The 20,858-nt window shown below is 68.8% G+C and carries 25 protein-coding genes; 13 read left to right on the top strand and 12 right to left on the bottom strand.

Annotated features, from left to right (window positions below):
• The first annotated feature begins 99 nt into the window (after window positions 1–99).
• The 6 genes from U2P90_RS10645 to U2P90_RS10620 all read left to right on the top strand — a co-directional run bounded on the left by U2P90_RS10645 (window position 100) and on the right by U2P90_RS10620 (window position 7,267).
• Complete coding sequence (locus U2P90_RS10645; protein ID WP_295816200.1) at window positions 100–999, top strand: cation diffusion facilitator family transporter; 900 nt, start codon at window positions 100–102, stop codon at window positions 997–999.
• A 125-nt stretch (window positions 1,000–1,124) separates the two neighbouring features.
• Window positions 1,125–4,187 carry a formate dehydrogenase subunit alpha gene (gene fdhF / locus U2P90_RS10640; protein WP_322472074.1) on the top strand — a complete coding sequence of 1,021 codons (3,063 nt, stop codon included), beginning with the start codon at window positions 1,125–1,127 and terminating at the stop codon, window positions 4,185–4,187.
• A gap of 83 nt (window positions 4,188–4,270) precedes the next feature.
• Window positions 4,271–4,774: a DUF1641 domain-containing protein gene (locus tag U2P90_RS10635; RefSeq protein ID WP_295816197.1), complete on the top strand. Its 504-nt coding sequence runs from the start codon at window positions 4,271–4,273 to the stop codon at window positions 4,772–4,774.
• A 41-nt stretch (window positions 4,775–4,815) separates the two neighbouring features.
• Window positions 4,816–5,622, top strand: coding sequence for a formate dehydrogenase accessory sulfurtransferase FdhD (locus U2P90_RS10630; RefSeq protein WP_322472073.1), 807 nt, complete (start codon window positions 4,816–4,818; stop codon window positions 5,620–5,622).
• 87 nt (window positions 5,623–5,709) lie between these two features.
• Entirely contained in the window at window positions 5,710–7,116 is a 1,407-nt protein-coding gene (locus tag U2P90_RS10625; protein WP_322472072.1) for an OFA family MFS transporter, read from the top strand.
• 22 nt (window positions 7,117–7,138) lie between these two features.
• Window positions 7,139–7,267, top strand: a complete 129-nt coding sequence (locus tag U2P90_RS10620; RefSeq protein WP_322472071.1) for an MFS transporter small subunit — start codon at window positions 7,139–7,141, stop codon at window positions 7,265–7,267.
• 33 nt (window positions 7,268–7,300) lie between these two features.
• Here U2P90_RS10620 and U2P90_RS10615 read toward each other — a convergent pair whose 3' ends face one another.
• Window positions 7,301–8,089: an alpha/beta fold hydrolase gene (locus U2P90_RS10615; protein WP_295816193.1), complete on the bottom strand. Its 789-nt coding sequence runs from the start codon at window positions 8,087–8,089 to the stop codon at window positions 7,301–7,303.
• Between the two features lie 118 nt (window positions 8,090–8,207).
• Between U2P90_RS10615 and U2P90_RS10610 the strand changes: the two genes are divergently transcribed.
• A complete protein-coding gene (locus U2P90_RS10610) occupies window positions 8,208–8,723 on the top strand; it encodes a hypothetical protein (RefSeq protein WP_322472070.1) in 516 nt (171 codons plus the stop codon).
• A 9-nt stretch (window positions 8,724–8,732) separates the two neighbouring features.
• Here the strand turns inward: U2P90_RS10610 and U2P90_RS10605 are convergent, their stop codons facing one another.
• Together U2P90_RS10605 and U2P90_RS10600 are read right to left on the bottom strand one after the other, a co-directional pair.
• On the bottom strand, window positions 8,733–10,193 hold the full coding sequence (locus U2P90_RS10605) for an aspartate aminotransferase family protein (RefSeq protein ID WP_322472069.1): 1,461 nt from the start codon (window positions 10,191–10,193) through the stop codon (window positions 8,733–8,735).
• A gap of 26 nt (window positions 10,194–10,219) precedes the next feature.
• On the bottom strand, window positions 10,220–10,501 hold the full coding sequence (locus tag U2P90_RS10600; protein WP_295816188.1) for a rhodanese-like domain-containing protein: 282 nt from the start codon (window positions 10,499–10,501) through the stop codon (window positions 10,220–10,222).
• A 60-nt stretch (window positions 10,502–10,561) separates the two neighbouring features.
• Here U2P90_RS10600 and U2P90_RS10595 point away from each other — a divergent pair, with 60 nt between their 5' ends.
• On the top strand, window positions 10,562–10,876 hold the full coding sequence (locus tag U2P90_RS10595; RefSeq protein ID WP_322472068.1) for a rhodanese-like domain-containing protein: 315 nt from the start codon (window positions 10,562–10,564) through the stop codon (window positions 10,874–10,876).
• A complete protein-coding gene (locus tag U2P90_RS10590; RefSeq protein ID WP_322472067.1) occupies window positions 10,876–11,235 on the top strand; it encodes a metal-sulfur cluster assembly factor in 360 nt (119 codons plus the stop codon). The genes U2P90_RS10595 and U2P90_RS10590 overlap by 1 nt, the downstream gene beginning before the upstream one ends.
• Before the next feature lie 117 nt (window positions 11,236–11,352).
• Here U2P90_RS10590 and U2P90_RS10585 read toward each other — a convergent pair whose 3' ends face one another.
• From U2P90_RS10585 to U2P90_RS10560, 6 genes are all read right to left on the bottom strand, one after another.
• Window positions 11,353–12,033, bottom strand: a complete 681-nt coding sequence (locus U2P90_RS10585) for a zinc metallopeptidase (protein ID WP_295816182.1) — start codon at window positions 12,031–12,033, stop codon at window positions 11,353–11,355.
• 121 nt (window positions 12,034–12,154) lie between these two features.
• Window positions 12,155–12,439: a stage V sporulation protein S gene (locus U2P90_RS10580; protein WP_322474691.1), complete on the bottom strand. Its 285-nt coding sequence runs from the start codon at window positions 12,437–12,439 to the stop codon at window positions 12,155–12,157.
• Window positions 12,440–12,578: 139 nt separating this feature from the next.
• Complete coding sequence (locus tag U2P90_RS10575; protein WP_322472066.1) at window positions 12,579–13,682, bottom strand: polyamine ABC transporter substrate-binding protein; 1,104 nt, start codon at window positions 13,680–13,682, stop codon at window positions 12,579–12,581.
• Window positions 13,679–14,488, bottom strand: coding sequence for an ABC transporter permease (locus U2P90_RS10570; RefSeq protein WP_295816176.1), 810 nt, complete (start codon window positions 14,486–14,488; stop codon window positions 13,679–13,681). Before U2P90_RS10570 ends, U2P90_RS10575 begins: the two co-directional genes overlap by 4 nt.
• Window positions 14,489–14,594: 106 nt before the next feature.
• Window positions 14,595–15,422: an ABC transporter permease gene (locus tag U2P90_RS10565; RefSeq protein WP_295816173.1), complete on the bottom strand. Its 828-nt coding sequence runs from the start codon at window positions 15,420–15,422 to the stop codon at window positions 14,595–14,597.
• A gap of 94 nt (window positions 15,423–15,516) precedes the next feature.
• Window positions 15,517–16,581 (bottom strand): ABC transporter ATP-binding protein, encoded by a 1,065-nt coding sequence (locus tag U2P90_RS10560; RefSeq protein WP_295816172.1) that lies wholly within the window; start codon window positions 16,579–16,581, stop codon window positions 15,517–15,519.
• Between the two features lie 219 nt (window positions 16,582–16,800).
• Here U2P90_RS10560 and U2P90_RS10555 point away from each other — a divergent pair, with 219 nt between their 5' ends.
• Window positions 16,801–17,358: a hypothetical protein gene (locus U2P90_RS10555; RefSeq protein ID WP_322472065.1), complete on the top strand. Its 558-nt coding sequence runs from the start codon at window positions 16,801–16,803 to the stop codon at window positions 17,356–17,358.
• Here the strand turns inward: U2P90_RS10555 and U2P90_RS10550 are convergent.
• Both U2P90_RS10550 and map read right to left on the bottom strand, forming a co-directional pair.
• Window positions 17,349–18,005 (bottom strand): pentapeptide repeat-containing protein, encoded by a 657-nt coding sequence (locus U2P90_RS10550; RefSeq protein ID WP_322472064.1) that lies wholly within the window; start codon window positions 18,003–18,005, stop codon window positions 17,349–17,351. The genes U2P90_RS10555 and U2P90_RS10550 overlap by 10 nt on opposite strands.
• The gene (gene map / locus U2P90_RS10545; protein ID WP_322472063.1) at window positions 18,002–18,763 is read right to left on the bottom strand and encodes a type I methionyl aminopeptidase; all 762 of its coding nucleotides are present in this window, start codon (window positions 18,761–18,763) and stop codon (window positions 18,002–18,004) included. The genes U2P90_RS10550 and map overlap by 4 nt, the downstream gene beginning before the upstream one ends.
• 80 nt (window positions 18,764–18,843) lie before the next feature.
• On the opposite strand from map, the gene U2P90_RS10540 reads away from it, so the two are divergent.
• Genes U2P90_RS10540 through U2P90_RS10530 form a run of 3 tightly spaced genes read left to right on the top strand, consistent with a single transcriptional unit; the run spans window position 18,844 to window position 20,428 of the window.
• Complete coding sequence (locus tag U2P90_RS10540; RefSeq protein WP_322472062.1) at window positions 18,844–19,695, top strand: M55 family metallopeptidase; 852 nt, start codon at window positions 18,844–18,846, stop codon at window positions 19,693–19,695.
• 29 nt (window positions 19,696–19,724) lie between these two features.
• On the top strand, window positions 19,725–20,141 hold the full coding sequence (locus tag U2P90_RS10535; protein ID WP_295816163.1) for a hypothetical protein: 417 nt from the start codon (window positions 19,725–19,727) through the stop codon (window positions 20,139–20,141).
• A 44-nt stretch (window positions 20,142–20,185) separates the two neighbouring features.
• Window positions 20,186–20,428 carry a hypothetical protein gene (locus U2P90_RS10530; RefSeq protein WP_322472061.1) on the top strand — a complete coding sequence of 81 codons (243 nt, stop codon included), beginning with the start codon at window positions 20,186–20,188 and terminating at the stop codon, window positions 20,426–20,428.
• 7 nt (window positions 20,429–20,435) lie between these two features.
• Here U2P90_RS10530 and U2P90_RS10525 read toward each other — a convergent pair whose 3' ends face one another.
• Entirely contained in the window at window positions 20,436–20,837 is a 402-nt protein-coding gene (locus tag U2P90_RS10525; RefSeq protein WP_322472060.1) for a DUF4259 domain-containing protein, read from the bottom strand.
• Window positions 20,838–20,858 lie beyond the last annotated feature (21 nt).

Below are 20,858 nucleotides of genomic sequence, written 5' to 3'. Positions count from 1 at the left end.
GTGGAAGTGTATCAGGATCGGTTCTGTCCTGAGCGTAACGGGGGTGTTCCCACACCGGGCACGGTGTTCGGCGTGCCTAACCCTGTTAGCCTCGCCCCGATGAGTCCGCGTCCCACCACCGTCCTGAATATCGCGCTGGGCAGCATCTTCATCGCCCTGATCGTGCTGGGCCTGAAGTTCCTGGCGTACACCATGACGGGCAGCGTGGCGCTGTACTCCGACGCGCTGGAGAGCATCATCAACGTGGCGGCGGCCGTGGCCGCGTTCGTGGCGCTGCGGGTGGCCGCCCGGCCCGCCGACGCGAACCACCCGTACGGCCACACCAAGGCCGAATACTTCAGTGCGGTCGCCGAGGGCGTGCTGATCGTGCTGGCCGCCGTGAGCATCGCGCGCGAGGCGATCCCCGCGCTGCTCGCGCCGAAAGCGGTGGACGCGCCGTACGTGGGCCTGCTCGTGAACCTGGGGGCCAGTGCCATCAACGCCGTGTGGGCGACGCTGCTGCTGCGCACCGGCCGGGCGTCGCGGTCGCCGGCGCTCCTTGCCGACGGGCGGCACGTGATGAGCGACGTGGTGACGAGTGTGGGCGTGCTGGTGGGCGTGGTGGCGGCCAAGCTGACGGGGCTGTCGTTCCTCGACCCGCTGCTCGCGCTGCTCGTGGCGCTGAACATCCTATGGAGCGGGTGGCAGCTCATGCGCGAGTCGGTGGGCGGCCTGATGGACGCCGCGGTGGACAAGGCGACCGAGGGCCGCATCCGTACCCTGCTCAGTGAGCACGGCGAGGGCGCGCTGGAGGTGCACGACCTGCGCACCCGGCACGCGGGCCGCATGACCTTCATCGAGTTCCATCTGGTCGTGCCGGGCGAGATGTCGGTCGAGGAGGCCCACCGCATCTGCGACCGCCTGGAGGAGGCGCTGCAGGCCGAGATGCCCGACGTCAGCGTGACGATTCACGTTGAGCCGCAGGAGAAGGCCAAGCACCACGGCGTGCTGGTGCTGTAGATCCGATCCGGACACGCGGCCCGCTGGGCCGGAACAACATGAACATAACTGAATGACATCGTTCCTTTTCGCTGACAGGCCCGTGCCTATACTCGCCCCAGACCAGAAGGATCGGAGGACGTGGCATGGGCGAATTAGACGTACCGAACGACGTGCATATCCGCTCGACGGTGGGGCCGACGCGCCCACCGAGGGGCGAGCAGGTTCAGGTGACCGTGGACGGTGTGGCACAGCGGGCCTGGGTGGGCGAGCCGCTGGTGGACGTGATCAACCGCGCGCAGATAGAGCTGGCGCAGGTGTGCTACCACCCGCAGCTCGGGCCGATCCAGACGTGTGACACGTGCTCGGTCGAGATCGACGGAAAGATCGGCCGGGCCTGCGGCACGAAGGTGGCGGCCGGCATGGTGGTACGCACGCAGACCGAGGCCGCCCGCACCGCGCAGCGCGACGCCTACGACCGGCTCGTGAGCAACCACGACCTGTACTGCACCGTCTGCGACAACAACAACGGCAACTGCACGGTGCACAACACGCTCGGCCTGCTGGGGATCCAGCACCAGACGCGTCCCTTCCAGCCCAAGGGCTACGCCAAGGACGAGACCAACCCCTTCTACCGCTACGACCCGGATCAGTGCATCCTGTGCGGACGCTGCGTCGAGGCCTGCCAGAACGTGCAGGTGAACGAGACGCTGACCATCGGCTGGGAGATGGAGCAGCCGCGCGTGCTGTGGGACGGCGGCAAGCCCATCGGGGAATCGAGCTGCGTGAGCTGCGGCCACTGCGTCACGGTCTGCCCGTGCAACGCGCTGATCGAGACCTCCATGGTGGGCGAGGCCGGCATGTTCACAGGCATCCCGCTCCCGGTCTGGAATGCCGCGATCGACGTGGTCAAGGGCGTCGAGGTCAGCGCTGGCCTGAAGCCCATCATGAACGTCTCGGAGATCGAGTCGGCGGCGCGTGACCGGTACATCAAGAAGACCAAGACGGTCTGTACGTACTGCGGCGTGGGCTGCTCGTTCGACGTGTGGACGGACGAGCGCCACATCCTGAAGGTCGAACCGGGCCTGGGACACGCCAACGGGATCAGCACCTGCGTGAAGGGCAAGTTCGGCTGGGACTACGTGAACAGCGGCGAACGCCTGACGACGCCCCTGATCCGCGACGGCGACCGGTTCCGTGAGGCGAGCTGGGAGGAGGCGCTGGATCTGATCGCGTGGCGCTTCGGCGAGATCAAGGCCCAGCACGGCCCCGACGCCCTGGCCTTCGTGGCGAGCAGCAAGAGCACCAACGAGGAAGTCTTCCTGGTGCAGAAGTTCGCCCGGCAGGTCATCGGCACCAACAACGTGGACAACTGCTCGCGCTACTGCCAGTCGCCCGCGACCAAGGGGCTGTCCCTGACGGTCGGCATCGGCGGCGACAGCGGCACCATCCGGGACATCGAGCAGGCCAGTCTGGTCATCACCATCGGCAGCAACACCGCCGAGAGCCACCCGGTGCTCGCCACCCGCGTCAAACGCGCACAGAAACTTGGCCGCACCCGGGTGATTGTCTTCGACCTGCGCGAGCACGAGATGGCGACACGGGCCGACCAGTTCATCCGCCCGAACCCCGGCACGGACTTCGTGTGGATCAGCGCGGTGAACAAGTACATCCTCGACAACGGCCTGGAGGACGCCGCCTTCCTGCGCGAGCGCGTGAATGGCCTGGACACCTACCGCGAGTCCATCAGCACCTTCACCCTGGAGTACGCCGAGCGCGAGACCGGCATTCCCGCCGCGACCCTGGAGGCGCTGGCCCGCCAGATCGCCGCCGAGGAAGGGGTGTGCGTGCTGTGGGCGATGGGCGTGACCCAGCAGTGCGGCGGCAGCGACACCAGCGCCGCGATCTCGAACATGCTGCTGATCACCGGCAACTACGGCCGCACCGGCACCGGGGCCTACCCCCTGCGCGGCCACAACAACGTGCAGGGCGCGGGCGATATGGGCGCCATGCCCGATCAGGTCAGCGGCTACCAGAAGGTGGGCGACCCGGTGGTCGTGGAGCGCCACCAGCGCGAGTGGGGCGTCACCCTGCGCCCCGAGCGCGGCCTGGACAACACCCAGCTCATGGACGCCGCCCTGGACGGCACACTGAAGTCCCTGTGGATCACGGGCGAGGAGATGAGCCTGACCGACGCCAACGCCAACCACCTGGCCGAGGGCTTCGAGGCGCTGGAGTTCCTGGTGGTGCAGGATCTGTACTTCACGAACACCGCCCGCTATGCCGATGTGGTGTTGCCCGCCGCCGCCTCGCTGGAGAAGGAGGGGACGTTCACGAGCACCGAGCGCCGCATCCAGCGCCTGTACCGCGTGATGGAACCCCTCCAGGGCACCAAGGCCGACTGGGAGATCACCCTGGCCGTGGCGCAGCGCATGGGCGCCGACTGGACCTACTCGCACCCGTCCGAGATCATGGCCGAGATCGCCCGGCTGACGCCGTACTTCGCCGGCGTGACCTATGACCGTCTGGAGGGCTACCAGACGCTGTGCTGGCCGGTCGCCGAGGACGGCACCGACACGCCGCTGCTGTATACCGAGCGCTTCAATTTTCCCGATGGCAAGGCGGTGCTGCACCCGGCCGAGTACAAACCCCGCCAGGACGCCCCCACCGCTGAGTATGACCTGCACCTGAACAGCGGGCGCATGCTGGAGCACTTCCACGAGGGCAACATGACCTTCCAGGTGCACGGCATCGCCGAGAAGGCCCCGGACGCCTTCGTCGAGGTCAGCCCGGAACTGGCCGCAGAGCGGAACATCCAGAGCGGGCAGTGGGTGCGGCTGGTCAGCCCGCATGGCGCGATCCGGCTGCAGGCACTGGTCACCGGGCGCGTGAGTGGCAACGAGCTGTACGTGCCCCTGAACGTCCGGAAGGCCGAGAACGCCGTGAACCGCCTGACCGGCAGCCAGGGCGACAGCCAGACGAACACCCCGGCGTATAAGGACACCAGCGTCCGCATGGAGCTCCTGCACGACGTGGGCGACAACCCGTTGCCCGCCACGAACCACCGCTGGGGCCACCCGACCCCGCAGAGTGGCGTGGAGGTCGAGCGCAAGTGGGCACGCCCCGACTACGTGTACCCTGGCGGCGCCCTGCCCATGCACGGCGACGCCCTGAATGTCCGGGTGGACGCGCTGGGTGCAGACGACTGAAGCTGTTCTCCCTTCCCACTTGTGGGGGAGGGCCGGGGTGGGGGCACGCAGGTCACACGCCCCCCACCCGTGCAGGAGGCCCCATGGCAAAAGCACTTGATTTCACCCCACGTGTTCCGACACCCCACGAACAGCTCCAGTCCGAGGTCGCGGTGTCGACCGACGCGCTGCTGGAGGGACTGTACCTGCTGCGGCAGCTACACGAACACGGTGTGCTGGACGTGCTGGGCAAGACCGTGCGCGGCGGCGAGGGACTGGTCGCGTCGCTGCTCCACATCACGGGCGGTGAGAGCGGCACCACCCTGCTGCGCAACGTCACGGAACTGGGCAAGACCCTGTCGGCCCTCGACCCGCGCGAGGTCGGCATCCTGGGCAGCGCGGTCACGGCCGGGATCGGCGAGGGCGCCCGCCATGTCGCGTCCGGAAAGGGCATCGGTGTCGGTGAACTGCTGGGGCTGCTCAGAGACCGGGACGTACAGGTCGCTCTGGGCGCGATCCTGGCGCTCCTGAAAGGCATGGGACACGCCCTGCGCGAGGCGAACGGCGATCTGGCACAGACCCCGAACCAGACCGAGGTCGGCCGCTGAACGATCCGTCAGGCACGGCAGAGCCCGGGTCAGCGGGCTCGGTGCGGCTGCCCGTGTGGCGCTACGGCGGAGGGTGGCACGGCCACGACGACGCCGTGGCTATCGAGGAACCGCTGGAACTGCGCCTGCACACCCCGGATGGCCCGCTGCCTCTCGGGGTGCTGATGCGCACGCCGGGCGACGACCACGATCTGCTGCTGGGCTGGCTGGTCTCCGAGGGGCTGATGCCCCAGGCCCTGACCCTGGCCGCCGATCCGGAGAACGCCAACGTGTGGCACCTGTCCACGCCGGAGCACGCTCGGCTGGCGGCGGGAGCGCGCCTGTCGGTGTCCTCCAGCGCATGCGGAGTGTGCGGGTCGGGCAGCGTCGAGCGCCTGCTGGCACGCGCCATCCCGCCGGAGCCGTTCCCGGTGCCCATCGATCCTGCCGTCCTGGCCGACCTGCCGCGGCGGCTGATGACTGTCCAGCCGACCTTCGCCGCGACGGGCGGTGTCCACGGGGCAGCGCTGGTCACGCTGGCGGGTGACCTCCTGGTGGCCCGGGAAGATGTCGGACGTCACAACGCCGTGGACAAGGTGGTGGGCTGGGCACACCGCCGGGGCGTGCTGCCACTGTCCGGCCAGGTGCTGGTGGTCAGCAGTCGGGCCGGCTTCGAGATCGTGCAGAAGGCGGTGACGGCGGGGATCGGCGCCGTGGTGTCCGTCGGCGCGGCGACGTCCCTGGCCGTGGACACGGCAGCGGCGTTCGGGGTGGTGCTCTGCGGCTTTGCGCGGGACGGCCGGTTCACGGTGTACACCGGTGCAGGCTCCCTGGCCACGCTGGCGATCGTAGGCGATCACCCTCTGTGAGCAATGATCGCCAGGACGGTTAATTTCGCCGATGGACGCCGCCGCTAGACTCCTACCACATCAAACGGATGAAGGGCAGGAGGTCACATGGGAATTCTGGATCGCGAGCATTCCGTCGCCGGGCCGGGCTGGAACCGCTGGCTGGTGCCCCCCGCGGCGCTGGCGCTGCACCTGAGTATCGGGCAGATCTACGCCTATTCGGTGTTCAACAAGCCCCTCTCGCGGCTGGTCAGTGGCGACGTGAGCGCCGAGACCGGCGCACCCGGCGACTGGTCGCTGTTCCAGGTGGGCCTGATCTTCAGCGTGGCGCTGTTCTTCCTGGGGGCGAGTTCGGCCCTGTTCGGCAAGTGGGTCGAGCGTGAGGGGCCACGCAAGACCATGGTGGCGTCGGCCCTGCTGTTCTGCGGGGGCTTCTTCATCGCGGCGCTGGGCGTGAAGCTGCACGCGCTGTGGCTGGTGATCCTGGGCAACGGCGTCATCGGTGGGATCGGACTGGGCCTGGGGTACATCAGCCCGGTGAGCACCCTGATCAAGTGGTTCCCCGACCGCCCCGGTCTGGCCACCGGCATGGCGATCATGGGCTTCGGCGGCGGCGCGCTGATCGGCAGTCCGCTGGGGACGGCGCTCATGGCGCAGTTCTCCGGTGACGGCACGCTGGGTGTGGGATCGACGTTCCTGATCATGGGCGCCGTGTACCTGCTGTTCATGCTCTTCGGCGCGTTCCTGGTGCGCGTGCCCGCCGAGGGCTGGGCGCCGGCGGGGTATGTCCCCAGGGCCAATGCCGCTGGCAGCATGATCTCGAACCACAACGTGCTGGTCGATCAGGCCTTCCGCACGCCGCAGTTCTGGCTGCTGTTCGCCGTGCTGTTCCTGAATGTGACCGCGGGCATCGGGGTGCTCGGGCAGGCCAGCGTGATGATCCAGGAGATGTTCAGTGACCGTGTGCTGGGTGCCGGCAACGGCGTGACGGCGGCGGCGGCAGCCGGCTTCGTGGGCCTCCTGAGCATCTTCAACATGGCGGGCCGCTTCTTCTGGTCGTCCACCAGTGACCGGATCGGACGCAAGCCGACCTACATGATCTTCTTCGCGCTGGGCGCGGTGCTCTACTTCCTGATCCCACTGTTTGGGAACATGGCGAGCCTTCCCCTGTTCGTGGCCGGGTTCTGCGTGATTCTGTCCATGTACGGCGGGGGCTTTGCCACCATCCCGGCGTACCTGCGCGACATGTTCGGGACTGCGAATGTCGGAGCGATCCACGGTCGCCTGCTGCTCGCGTGGAGTGCCGCCGCCATCGTCGGGCCGACCCTGGTGAACGGCTTCCGCGACAGCCAGATCCGCGCCGGCATTCCGGCCGCACAGGCGTACTCCACCGTGATGTACATCATGGCCGGGCTGCTCGTCGTGGGCTTCGTGGCCAACCTGCTGATCCGCCCCGTCGCCAGCCGGTACTGGGCCGACCGCGCGGCCGGACGTCCGGTGGCCGCCGATGACTGACCCCACCCCCGGAGGATCCACCATGACGACCGACCCGGCACGCACCGAGCCCATCTCCCCCATCGCGTACTTGGCCTGGCTGGTGCCCGGCCTGCCCCTGGTCTGGGGGGTCTGGCAGACCATGATCAAGGTCGTCCAGCTCTTCCAGTAGCGCCGTTGCTGCACGGCCTCGGGGCGGATCGGCTCAGGGATCGATGCGGTCGAGGAAGGAGGTCACGGCCTGGACGATCGCCGACTCTGCCTGCGCCCGGGTCACGGTCGGGCGCCCGTCGCCCTTCTGAGGGCCGTAGCGACCGAAGAATGCGTGCACGGCTCCGGGGATCACCGTCAGGGTCGAACCGTCCGGCAGCCGGGCCAGACCGTCACGGACGTCCGTCTCGGCGGCCACACCATCCTCCTCGGCCAGCAGGGACAGGGCGGGGAGGCGCCGGCCTTTCAGATCGACGTTTCCTGCCGGGTATGCGGCCATCAGGATCAGGCCATCCAGCGTGTCGGGGTGGCCCGAGGCGTACTGCGCGGCCATCGCGCCCCCCAGGGAGTGCCCCGCGATCACCACACGTCGGCCCTGACCGTACCGGGCGATCACGGCATCCGCGCGGTTCACTCCCGTCACGGCAAGGTCCAGGGGAAAGACCGGGATCACGGTCTGGACGCCGCGTTCCGTCAGGGCGCGGCCCAGCCACTCGTAGGCCTGGGGTCGCACCAGGCCGCCCGGATACAGCACCAGCAGGGTGGAGACCTCACGGCCGATGGGCGTGATGACGATGGCCCTCCCGCCGACATCCTCCAGGGTGACCCGGGATGGCGCCGCGCCGTTCGGAGGCACGCTGTCCTGTCCGAGCACCAGCGGAGGTCGGACCGCGGCCTGCCGCGCGGTGGAGATGACGTATCCGGAGAGCAGGGCAAGCAGCGCGGTCAGCCACACGCGCACACGGGCGGGGAGACGGGCACGGACAGGACGCAGGGTCGGCATGGTGGCCGCATGATGCACCGGACACCCGCAGCACACGTGGGCGCCACGACACGCTTTCCGTGCACCGGATGCGGTTCAGCCGGTGCCGGAGCCCGGACGGATGCTCTAGCATGGCGGCGTGACCACGTCTGCCGAGCGTCCCACCCGTCCGCTGGCCTCGAAGCCGGCCGGGTACGTGGAGCTGGCCCGGTACTCCAGCCTGGGCCGCCTGTGGGCCATGCTGGGCAGCGCCGTGCGGGAAGGGCGCTCGGTCAGCCTGGTGCGGGGTGACGGCGCCGACACCTGCCGCCGCCGGATCGCGGGCGCGGCCCTCCAGAACGCGGCCATCTTTCTGGATACGGCCCGCATCCTGAAGGAACTGGAGGACGCGTTCGTGCCGCACCCGGCGCTGGTGGCGCTCCTGGCGGGCGATCCTCAGCCCCTGCGGACCGAGGTGAACGCCCACTACGAACTGCGCGTGGATTTCGTGCTGGCCCTGACCGCGCGGCGCGACCTGATCGTTCGTCCCGAGTTCCGGTTCGCACCCATCGTCCGTGGGCTGAGTGACCTGCCGGACGACGTCCCCCTGGAGCCCCGTCGACTCGGCCGGGATGAACTGCACCTGCTGGTCCAGCGCGCGTGCGGCCTGGCGTGAGCGGCCCGGTCACCCGTCGCTGGGCGTGCGCTTCTTTGGCTTGGTCGCGGCGAAGGCGGCGAGGCGGGTGGTGACCTGGGGCGGCGTGCGCAGGAGCAGATCACGGGAGTTCGGATGCGTCTGCGCGAAGGCCTCGACGCGGTCCATCAGGGTGGCGAACACGTCGGCGGGCATGTCCAGCGCCGGGGTCAGGCGCACGGTCCGCTTGCTGCTCAGCGACAGGTTGGCCATGACACCGCCCAGATGCAGTTCCCGCAGGGCGAGGATGGCCGTCGCCTCGAACACGATCTCGCGCAGCATGGCGGGCAGCGGCAGCCCCACCATGGGCCGGAACTGCAGGGCCAGCAGCAGACCCTGACCGCGCACGGCTTCCAGCAGCTGCGGAAAGCGGCGGTGCAGCGCTTGCAGGCGACTGAGGCCGATCTCGCCCAGTTCCCGGCTGCGGGTGGGCAGGTCGTTGTCGATCAGGTATTCCAGCGACTTCAGACCCACGGCCATCGCCAGCGCGCCGCCACCGAAGGTATTGCTGTGCCGCTTGCTGCTCAGGCCGCCCAGCATCGTCTTGTAGATCGGCGCGCGGACGATGGTGGCGCCCACCGCCGTCATGCCCGCACCCAGCGGCTTGGCGAGCGTGATGAGATCCGGATCCAGGCCCTGCGCGGCCGACTCGAACCAGTGTCCGGTGCGGCCCAGACCCGTCTGGATCTCGTCGGCGATGACCGGGATGCCGTGGCGGCGGCAGATCTCGCCCAGACCGGACAGGAACCCGGCCGGCGGGATGTTCACGCCGCCCTCGCCCTGGATCGGCTCGACGACGACCGCGTAGATCGTGTCCGGCCCCAGCCGACGGATGACGCGCTTCAGGGCATCCAGATCGCCGTACGGGCTCGTGACCGCGCCGGGCACCAGCGGACGGAAGATGTCCTGATACTCGGGATTCGGCGTGAGGCTCAGCGAACCGAGCGTCTTGCCGTGGTATGCGCTGCCGAACGAGATGGCGTACTTCGCCCGGGGCCGGTACGCCTTGGCGAATTTCAGCGCTCCCTCGATCGCCTCGGTGCCGCTGGAGCAGAAGAACACCTGGCTGTCTGCGTGGCTGGGCAGTTCCCTGGCCAGCAGCCGCACGAGGTTCGCCTCCAGCGCAGCCCGCCACGGACTGCTCGACTGCTGCGGCAGGCCCATGGCCCGGTTGTGCGTCAGGAACTCGTGCATGAACGCGGTGATCGCGGGCGGCATCTCTCCGAACGGCATGGCGGCGTAGCCGCTGGCGTTGATGCGGCGTACTCCGTGCTCGTCCTCGAGTTCCCAGGGGGTCACGCGGGAAAACGGGCCGGACAGGCCGAGCACACCCAGGCCGTACAGCAGTTCCTCGTTGCCGTACTGGAGTTCGAGCTCGCGGACACGCTGGCCGCTGAGCTGCTCGTGCAGGACATCCTGCGTGCGGATAAAGCCACTGGGGAGGGCGGACATGCCCGCCAGTGTAGCCGGGGCGCGGGTCATGGGCTCACCTCGCGCAGCAGGGCAGGCACGCCGCCGGGGTAGGCGTGCGCGTCCAGACCGTCGGCCCGCAGGTAGCGGGCGGCCAGCCCGGAGCGCACCCCGCGCTCGCAGACCACGACCAGCGGCGGCGCGAGGGTCGCCAAAGAGTGGGTGCCCTCCTCGATGGCGTTCAGGGTGACCGGCACGACCGGCAGGGTCGTCAGCGCCCCGAGCGGCTGGGCGGTACGCAGGTCGTCCGGGCGCAGGTCAATGACGGTGCCGGTGGCAGGCAGGGGCATGGCCCGAGCATATGACCCGCCAGCACAATCCGAGCGATCTGGTCAGGTATCCTGCGGCCCATGGAAGAGATCACACCGCAAGAAGGCCAGCGCCGGGTGCAGGCCGGGGCCGTGCTCGTGGATGTCCGCGAGCAGAACGAGTACGACGAGGTGCATGCAGAGGGCGCGCTGCTGATCCCCCTGAGCGAGTTCGAGGCGCGGCACGGGGAACTCCCGAAAGACCGCGAGCTGGTCATGATCTGCCGCAGCGGTGCCCGCAGTGCCCGCGCCGGCGAGTATCTGGAGCAGCAGGGCTACTCGCAGGTCGCCAACCTGACCGGCGGCACCAACGCGTGGGTGGAATCGGGCCTGCCCAGCGTGAAGGGACAGGACTGATGGACGACACCACTCCTGTCACTCCGGCTGCCCCGGTGGCTGGCCTGCCCACCCAGGAGCAGATCCTGGAATCCCTGAAAGTCGTGAAGGATCCGGAGATCCCGGTCAATGTCGTTGACCTGGGCCTGATCTACGGCGTGGACATCGACGCCAACGGTGTCGTGGACATCACCATGACCCTGACCAGCGTGGGCTGCCCTGTGCAGGACCTCATCCGCGCCGACGCCGAGATGGCCGTGGGCCGTCTGGACGGCGTGACCGACGTATCGGTCGAGTTCGTGTGGACGCCACCCTGGGGCCCCGACAAGATGACCGAGGACGGCAAACGCCAGATGCGGATGTTCGGCTTCAACGTCTGAACAACTGACCGTCAGAAGAGTGAACCGTCGAATGGCAGGAGTACGCCATTCGACGGTTCGAGTTTTAGATTCTCAGCCGATCAGAGCGCATGTGCTGCCACCGGCCTCGTATCGCAATCAGTCGTCGCTGCTGCGGGCGATGCCCAGGATGTTCAGGAACTGGGCCAGGGCCATGGCGAAGCCGGCCACGTAGGTCAGGGCGGCGGCCGTGAGCACCGAGCGGGCACCGTTGCCGCCGTCTCCACCGCTCAGGCCGCGCTGCTGGAGGTAGTTCAGGGCACGGCGGCTGGCGTCGAACTCGACCGGCAGCGTGACCACATGAAACAGCAGCGCGAAGCCGAACAGGATCGCGCCCAGCCAGATCAGGCCGGTGATCTTCAGGAACACCCCGGCCAGCAGCAGCAGCGGGGCGAGGTTCATGCCCAGATTCAGCGGCACGGCCATGTGCCCGCGCAGCACCAGCGCCGGCATCCGCACCTTGTCCTGGATGGCGTGGCCGACCTCGTGCGCGGCGACGGCCATGGCGCCCACGCTGGGCACGCCATACACGCTCTCGCTGAGGTTCACAGTCTTGCGGATGGGATCGTAGTGGTCGGTCAGGTTACCGGGCACTGCCTGCACCGGGATGTGGCCCAGACCGTTCTCGTCGAGCATCAGTCGGGCGACGTCGGCGCCGGTCATGGAGCGGGCGTTCCGCACCTGACCCCACTTCTTGTAGGTGCTGCTCAGGTACGCCTGGATGGCCATGCTGGCCACGAAGACGATGAGGATCAGGACGGTATACGGGCCAAGAATCATGTCAGGTACTCCTCCTGGAGTCGGGACAGGGGGTGTCCGTGACACCCTCCTCCACATCTTAGCGTGACCCGCTCAGGTTTCATGAAAATACAGGTGCAGGAGCTTCACCCCGCGAACCGTGTCAGAGCACCGGACGTGGCATGGAACGGACATGGAAGCGAACCGCCGTGCGCTCCTCCTGCTGCACGTCCAGCTTCACGAACTCGGGCTGGGCATACAGATCAAGGCGGTCGTCCACGAGATAGCCACGTGCGATCGCCAGCGCCTTGACGGTCTGGTTCACGGCGGTCGGGCCGATGGCCTGGATGTCCACCTGACCCTGGGAGCGCAGCAGGGCGGCCACCGCGCCCGCAATGGCATTCGGGCGCGAGGTGCCGGAGACGCGCAGAATTTCAAGATGTGGCATGGAGTCGGGCGTCACGTTGAACCCAGTCTAGGCACGCCCTGATCAGTCCAGCAATGCCCCCGGCGGCGGGAGAAATGCCCTGCTGGACGCCTTTTTTAGCTTACACTTCGGGGGGCCACCCCCCCCTTGTGACCCTGGCTCAGCGGCTCTTGAGTTCCGTCCAGATCCGGTCGTACAGCCGCTGGGGCCGCCCCGACGGCAGTTCGCCGATGAAGTCCAGGGTGCCATCGGTGAGCCACGTGGGGGGCGGGTTCAGCGCCGGCACCTCCTTCAGGAAGTCGTCCAGCAGGGGCTGGGCCGCCGCATTGGGGGTGGCGTAGTACGTGTAGTTGCTGATCGCCGCGCCGACCTCGGCATCCAGGATGTAGTTGATGAAGCGGTGCGCCAGCTCCGGGTTCGGGCTGCGTTTCAGGACGACCAGGGTGTCCATGCTGATCGTCGTGCCCTCACGCGGGAGGACGACCTGCACGTCCTCGTCCTCCTCGGTGGCGATCAACAGGTCGCCCACGTAGATCTGGCCCACGTCGATCTGCTTCGCCAGCAGCTTGTTGCGGGTGCCCGGCCCCCCGTCGAAGCCCTGGAAGCCGCGCTTGGCGACGGTGCGGCGCAGCAGGTCACGGGCCGTCCGGAGCTGGGCAACGTCGGTGGAGTTCGCGCTGAACCCCAGGTACTTCAGGGCCGCCCCGACCACCTCGCGCGGGTCATCGAGCAGCAGGAATTTCAGGGTGTCCCGGGAGCCGAAGATCTCGCCCCAGCTGTCGGCCTTCGGGGTGTAGCGGGAGGTATTGAAGGCCAGTCCGGTCGCGGCGTACTGGTACGGTACCGAGTACACGTTGCCCGGATCGTAGGCGGCATTCAGGAATCCCGGCCCCACGTTCTTCAGGTTGGGCAGCGCGGTCTTGTCCAGCGGCTGGAGCAGCCCGCCGCGCACCATGCTCTGGACAACGTAGTTGCTGGGGACGGCAATGTCGTACTGGGCGCCCCCGCCCTGCAACTTGGCGAGCATCGCCTCGTTGCTCTCGTAGGTGTCCAGAATGACCCTCACGCCGTTCGCCTTCTCGAAGGCCGTCACGATCTCCGGGTCGATGTACTCCGACCAGATGAACACCCGCAGCGTCTTGCCGTCGCCCTTCACCGCAGGGGCGGCGGCCTGGGGGGCGGTGGAGGTCGCCGGAGGCTTCACCACGCGGTAGCACCCGGCCAGAATCGCCGGAGCCAGCAGCAGGGCCAGCCGCCCCCTCATGCCCTCCCCCGGCGCGGACGCAGCAGGGCATTGGCCGCGATGATCACCACGACCGTCACGAGCACCAGCAGGGCGCTGAGCGCGTTGATGTCGGGGGTGACGCCACGCTTGACGTTGGTGTAGATCAGCACCGGCAGCGTACTGAAGCCCGAGCCGCTGGTGAAGTACGTGACCACGAAGTCGTCCAGGGACAGGGTGAAGGCCAGCAGGGCGCCGGCCAGGACGCCCGGCATGGCCAGGGGCAGCACGACGTGCAGGAAGGACTTCAGACCACTGGCCCCGAGGTCGCGGGCCGCTTCCTCCAGATCCCGCCCGTACCCGGCGAGGCGCGATCGCACGGTCAGGGCCACGTAGCTGATCTGGAAGGTCACGTGCGCCAGCAGCACCGTCCAGAAGCCGTTGTCGAACGTCCAGCCGATGCGCTCCAGCCCCACGCGAACGAAGGCGTAGAACATCAGCAGGCTCACGCCCATCACGACGTCCGGCACCACGATCGGCATGACCAGCAGGAAGGTGAGTGGCGTGCGGAACGAGAAGGAGTAGCGCCACAGCCCCAGGCCGACCAGCGTGCCCAGCACGGTACTGACCAGCGTGCTCAGCAGCGCGATCTCCAGCGTGTGCGCCACGGCCTCGCGCACGTCGGCACGCGAGAACAGCACTCCGTACCACTTCGTCGTGAAGCCCGCCCACGTCGCCCCGAAGCGCGAGTCGTTGAACGAGAACACGATGACCACCAGGATCGGCAGGTACAGGAAGGCGTAGACCAGAACGGCCCACGCACTCAGGGCAGGGTGGGTGCGTCTCACGGTGCCCCTGCGGGGCGCAGAGGGCGGAGGGCAGAGAGCAGAGAGCAGACGGCACCAGGCACCTGGCCCTCTGCTGTCAGCCCTCTGCGGAGCGAAGCGCCCCCCCTCATACGAGTTCCTCCAGGCCTTTCTGGCCGGCGGTCCGCGCATATGTCCACAGGCCCACGAGCACCACGCCCATCAGCAGGAAGCTCAGGGCGCTGCCGTAGGGCCAGTCGCCGGCCTGTCCGAACTGGTTCTGGATGACGTTGCCGACCAGGGCCGTCTTTGCGCCGCCCAGGATGTCGCTGACCACGAAGGTGCCCAGCGCCGGGATGAAGGTCAGGATGATGCCCGCCACCAGCCCCGGCAGCGTCTGGGGGAACACGCCGGTCAGGAAGGCCCGCACCGGGGACGCGCCCAGATCCTCGGCGGCCTCCAGCAGCCGCCAGTCGATCTTCTCGACGCTGGAATACACCGGAAGGACGAAGAAGGGCACGAAGGCGTACACCATGCCCAGGAAGGTCGCGGCCAGACTGGGCACCAGATCCAGGGGCCGCAGGATCAGGATCCACGCGTACACCCGGATCAGGAAGTTCGTCCAGAACGGGATGATCAGCAGCAGCAGCAGCAGGTTCTTGCGCCGCGCGTCCTGCCGGGCGATGTAGAACGCCAGCGGATAGCCCATCAGCACGCACAGCAGCGTGCTCAGACCGGCCACCCACACCGAGCGCCACAGCACCCGCGCGTTGTCGCTCACCCACTCCTGAAACAGCGCGTCGTAGCCGGCCACCCGCTGCCAGCTCTCCAGTGTCCATGGGCCACCGACCCGCGCCAGATCCGTGCGTGTCAGGAACGAGTACGCGAGCATCACCACCGCTGGCAGCACCACGAAGGCCACCAGCCACAGCGTGCCCGGCCCCAGTGTCCCCAGGAAGCGGCGGAGGGTCAGCATGGGGTGCCTTCGGCACGCAGAGAGCAGAGGGCAGCGAGCTGACAGCCAGGAGCCCTCGGCCCTCTGCGGTCAGCCCTCTGCGGCGCGAAGCGCCTCACGTCTCCTCCAGCACGATCAGGTTGTCCGGCGGAAGGTACAGGGCCACCTGCTCGTCGTAGTCGAAGTCCTCGTCGGCGCCGATGTCGGCGTTCAGCTGGAAGGCCACGAGACGCTGGCCGGCGGCCTCCAGCAGGTACTGGTTCTCGGCGCCGGTGTACACGATGTCGTCCACGCGGGCGCGGATCTCGTTGCCCTCGGTCTCCTCGTCGCGCTCCATGCGGAGCTTCTCAGGGCGCACACTCAGGGTCACGTCCTGGCCGACGCGCAGGCCCGCTCCGTGGGTGGTACGCAGGAGGCCGTGCGCGGTGCGGATCACGGCAGCCGGGCCGTCGAGTTCCTGCACAGTGCCGGGGATCAGGTTGCTGCTGCCCAGGAAGTTCGCGACAAAGGCCGTGCGCGGCTTCTCGTACAGTTCCTCGGCGCGCCCGAGCTGCTCGATGCGGCCCCGGTTCATCACGGCGATCCGGTCGCTCATGACCAGCGCCTCCTCCTGGTCGTGCGTGACGAACACGAAGGTGATGCCGAGGGTCTCCTGCAGGTTGGCGAGTTCCACCTGCAGCTCCTTGCGCAGCTTGAGATCCAGCGCCGACAGCGGCTCGTCGAGCAGCAGCACCTGCGGCTCGTTCACGATGGCGCGGGCCAGGGCGACGCGCTGGCGCTGCCCGCCCGACAGCTGATCCGGACGGCGGGCCGCGAACTCCGCGATCCGCACGGACTCCAGTGCCCGGCCCACGCGCTCGCGCTGCTGCGCCCCGGTCACGCCCTTCATGCGCAGGCCGAAGGCCACGTTGTCGTGCACGTTCAGATGAGGGAACAGCGCATAGCTCTGGAACACGGTGTTCACGTTGCGCCGGTGCGGCGGCACGCCGGTCATGTCCTGCCCGCCGATGATGATGCGCCCGGCGTCCGGCTGCTCGAAGCCCGCCAGCAGGCGCAGCAGCGTGGTCTTGCCGCAGCCCGACGGCCCCAGCAGACTGAAGAACTCGCCGCGCCGGATGTCGAGGTCGATGTCGTCCAGCACGCGGGTCTCGCTGCCTCCCGCGCTGCGGTAGCCCTTCACGACATCCACCACGCTGACGGCCGCGTCGGGCGAGAGGTCGCGTGTCCGTTTTCCCTTGAAGGCGACGCCGGTTATGGGCGGGGCTCCATGTCAGATTCTGGGCTCATGTCCGTGATTGTAAGGAACTCACGGGGCCACGTCCCCCTTTTGCCGGACGCAGCGCTCATGACGCCGGGATACGGTGCCCGACAAGTCCCTGTCCCGCCCAGGAGGTCGACCATGAATGCCGAAGCCACCCTCGTGCCCCTGATGTTCTTCGGGAGCATCTTCGCGTTCCCCCTGGTGCGCCGCCACCTGATCCACCGTCACGAGATGGAGCGGCTGCATGTCCTGCGCCCGGTCCCGGTCGCGCCGGCCGCTGCGCCGCCCGACCCTGCGGACGACACCCCCACGCTGGCCCTCCGCCTGCCCGAGCCGCACCGGCAGTACGCCCTGGCCCTGCTGTGCCGCCTTCAGGACGCGCCCTACGATCAGCTGGACGTGCCGGCGCAGTACGTCCTGCGGCAGGCCCGCCTGGACTACCTGCCGACGACCCTGCGGGCCTACCTGACCCTCACCCCGGCGGCGCGGGCCCACCTGCATGCCCGAGGTCACAGCCCCGAGAGCCACCTTCAGGCGCAGTTGGAGACCATCGCGCAGGGCGTCAGCGCCGTACTGGGACAGGATCAGACGGCGGCCCAGCGGATGCTCACGCAGGGGGCCTTCCTGAGGGATCGCTTTGTGCAGGGGCACCGTGAGGACGGCCCCGCCACCGTGCGCGAGTTCCTTCAGTCCTGAGGGTCGTCCAGGGGAGGTTCAGCCACGGTCACGCCCAGGAAACGGGCCAGGGCCACGAGCTGTCCCTCGTCCACGGTCACGCCCGCGAGCTCCGGCAGGCCCAGCGCGATGCCCCTCAGATCGGAATGGCGCAGGTCGGCCCCGGTCAGGGTCGCGCGGTGAACGTCGGTCCGGGTCAGCACGCAGCCGCGCAGCACGGCCCCAGGTAGGGCAGCGCCGGTGAAGACCGCGTCGGTCAGGTCACAGTCGCGCGCGTGCAGCCGCGTGGCCTGTGCTCCATTCCACAGCGAGAAGGGCGCGGTCACGCCTGTCAGGCGCACGTCCTTCATGACCACCTGCGGGAGCTGCGTGCCCAGCATCCGGCCGCCCCTAATCTCGACCCGCGTCAGGGCGGCGTCGGTCAGGCGGGCTGCGCTCAGGTCACAGCCTTCCAGACGCACGTCTGATAGCCGCACCAACGTCCAGGCCACGTCGCGCAGATCGGTTCCCCGCAGCACACAGCCCTCCAGGGCCACGGCGTGCAGGCGGGACGGCACGCGCCCGCCCTCGATGACCACGCCCCGGTAAGTCGTCTCGGGTTCCAGCGCGGCCGCCTCCAGCGCCCGCAGCCCGCCCCTCGGAAACCTCGGCGGGTGGGGGCTGGTCACCGCGTCAGCACCTCGTGGCCGCGATCCGTGACCACGACCGTATGCTCGAACTGGGCGCTGGGCTGCTCGTCCTGGGTGATCACCGTCCATTTGTCGCTCAGCAGGCGGGTCTCGGGGCGGCCCAGGTTGATCATCGGCTCGATGGTGAAGACCATGCCCGGCACGAGTTTCAGACCGGTATACCGCACGCCCCGGTGGCGCACGGTCGGCTCCTCGTGCAGCCTCTTGCCGATGCCGTGCCCGGTGTATTCCTCGACGACCGAATAGCCCCGGCCCTCGGCCAGGGTCTGGATGGCGTGGCCGATGTCGCCCAGCCGTGCGCCGGGCTTCACGACCTCCAGCGCGGCGTCCAGCGCGTCCCGCGTGGTGTCCACCAGCCCCTGCACCTCCTTGCTGACGGTGCCGACGGTGTAGGTGGTGCACGCGTCGCCGTAGTATCCCTCCAGCAGGACGCCGATATCCACCCCGACGATGTCGCCATCCTGCAGCACCCGGCCGTCCGGGATGCCGTGGCAGATGACCTCGTTCACGCTGGCGCAGATGGTGCCGGGAAAGGGGCTGGATTTGGGGCCGTAGCCCAGATACGCGGGGATCGCCCCGGCCTTCCGGATATGTTCCTCGGCCAGGGTGTCGAGTTCCTTCAGGGTCACGCCGGGCTTCACGTACGGTTCCAGCACGCGGAAGGTCTCGGCGACGAGCGCCCCGGCGCGGCGCATGATCTCGATCTCACGGGCGGATTTCAGGGCGACGCGGCTCATAGCACACGAGGCTAACATGAGCCGCTCCACCGTACCGGAACGTGCGGCAGCATGCACGCGGTGTGGGCTACGCTGCGCGCATGAAGGTCGTCATCAGCGTGGACATGGAGGGCGTGTGCGGCGTCAGCAGCTGGGTGCAGGTCAGCCCCCCGGAGTTCGGCGGGCTGGTCAGCAGCGCCGAATACGAACGGGCCCGCGAACGCATGACCCTGGAGGCCGCCGCCGCCGCGCACGGAGCGCTGGACGCGGGCGCGACGGACGTGCTGGTCAACGACAGCCACGACACCATGCGCAACCTGATTCCCGAGCTGCTCCCAGGCGGCGTGCGCTTCACCAGCGGCAACGACAAGCCGCTGAGCATGGTGCAGGGCGTGCAGGAGCCGGGGGTGGGGGCGCTGCTGTATGTCGGTTACCACGCGCGGGCCGGGAGCATGCGCGGGCCACTGGCCCATACCTGGAACGGCTTCATCCGCGACGTGCGCGTGAATGGCAGCTCGACCGGCGAGTATGGCCTGAACGCCCTGCTGGCCGGCCATTACGGCGTGCCGGTGGTCTTCGCGTGCGGCGACGACGTGGCGATGGCCGAGATCACGTCCGAGCTGGGGCCGCAGGTGGTCACCGTGGCCGTCAAGGAGGGCCTGAGCAGCTTCGCCGCCGCGCACCTGCACCCGCGCGAGGCCCAGCGCCGCATCCGCGAGGGCGCCGAGCAGGCCGTGAGGAGCGCTCCCGATGCTGCACCGTATTCGGCCGTGTGGCCCGCCGCCGCACAGCTGTCGTTCAACCACCAGGCCCGCGCCGACGCCTGCGAGCGCGTGCCCGGCATCACCCGCGTGGACGCCGTGACGGTGGGCTGGTCAAGTCCCGACGCCTTCCACCTGTTCCAGACCTTCCGCATGCTCGCGAAGGTGGGCGAAGTACGGCTGGACGGCTGATTCTCATGCCCTCTGGGTAAGGTGGCCGCATGCGCCCGCGTGCCCTGCTGCTCGGTTCTGCCCTCGCCCTCTCGTCGACCGCCGGCGCGGCCGTGTGGCTCGGCGCCGACGCCGGGATCGGCGGCTTCGGGGTGCATGCGGGCACCTCCGTGCTCAGCATCCCGCTGGTCGGTCGTCTCGGCCTGGAGGGCAGTGCAGAGAAGGGCTGGACGTCGGCGATCGCCAACCGCTACGCCGCCGGCATCACGCTGCGCGACCTGAACATTCCCATCTCGCGGGTCGATGCCTTTGCAACCGTGGGCGCGGAATACCGCAATTCGTTCGCCCTGTACGGCGAGGGCGGCCTGCGCGGGCCGCTGCTTGGCCCGGCGGGATGGCGGGCGTATGTGCGAGGCAGTACTGCCGGAACCCTGGGCGCCGGTGTGGGCATCGAGCTGCGCTTCTGACGCGCTCACAGACACGGCGGGTCGCCCTGCGTCACACTGGGCGGGTGACCTGCCGTGACGACATCCTGACCGTGGCCCGCGTGCTTGCGCGGGCCAGTGCCGATGGCACCTTTTCCAGCCAGGAGGTCGTGGCCGCGCTGCGGGCCAGGGGCACCATGCATCTGGATACGACCATCCGCCGCCACGTCGCCAGCGAGATGTGCCGCAACGCCTCCGGGCCAGGGGCCGGGAAGTACCACGATCTGGAGCGGGTCGAGCGCGGACGCTTCCGGCTGATCCCGACGTGAGCGCCGCTCAGCCCAGGCTGGCCCGCAGGCGCTGCACGTCGCGCTGCCAGTCGCGCCGGTCGTCGGACTCCTCCCACAGCTCCGGCAATTCGCTGTCCGGGCCGAGGACACGCTCCAGCGCCTCCAGCGCCGGTTCGCGCTGGTCACTCAGCGTGCGGCCGTCCGTGCCCTCGACCCACGCGAGCAGGTCGTCATCCGTGATGTTGCGGTGGTCGCCAGACGTGATCGCCGCGATGACCTCGGCGGCGGCGATGGCCCGCGAGCCCTCCTCGGCCTCGATGTAGTCGAGGTCCGGGTCGAGGACGACCTCCAGCGCTTCCCGCAGCGCCACTGCGCCGTCCTCGACCACTTCCCTGATGAAGTCGGCGGCGCTGTCGTTGTCGAAACTGCCGGTACCCCAGGTGCCCATGCCTTCAGGGTACGGGGCGAC

The organism is Deinococcus sp. AB2017081 (assembly GCF_034440735.1).
Taxonomy (GTDB): Bacteria; Deinococcota; Deinococci; order Deinococcales; family Deinococcaceae; genus Deinococcus; species Deinococcus rufus.
The sequence above is the reverse complement of the archived record's forward strand: the minus strand, read 5'-3'. Positions and strand labels throughout refer to the sequence as shown.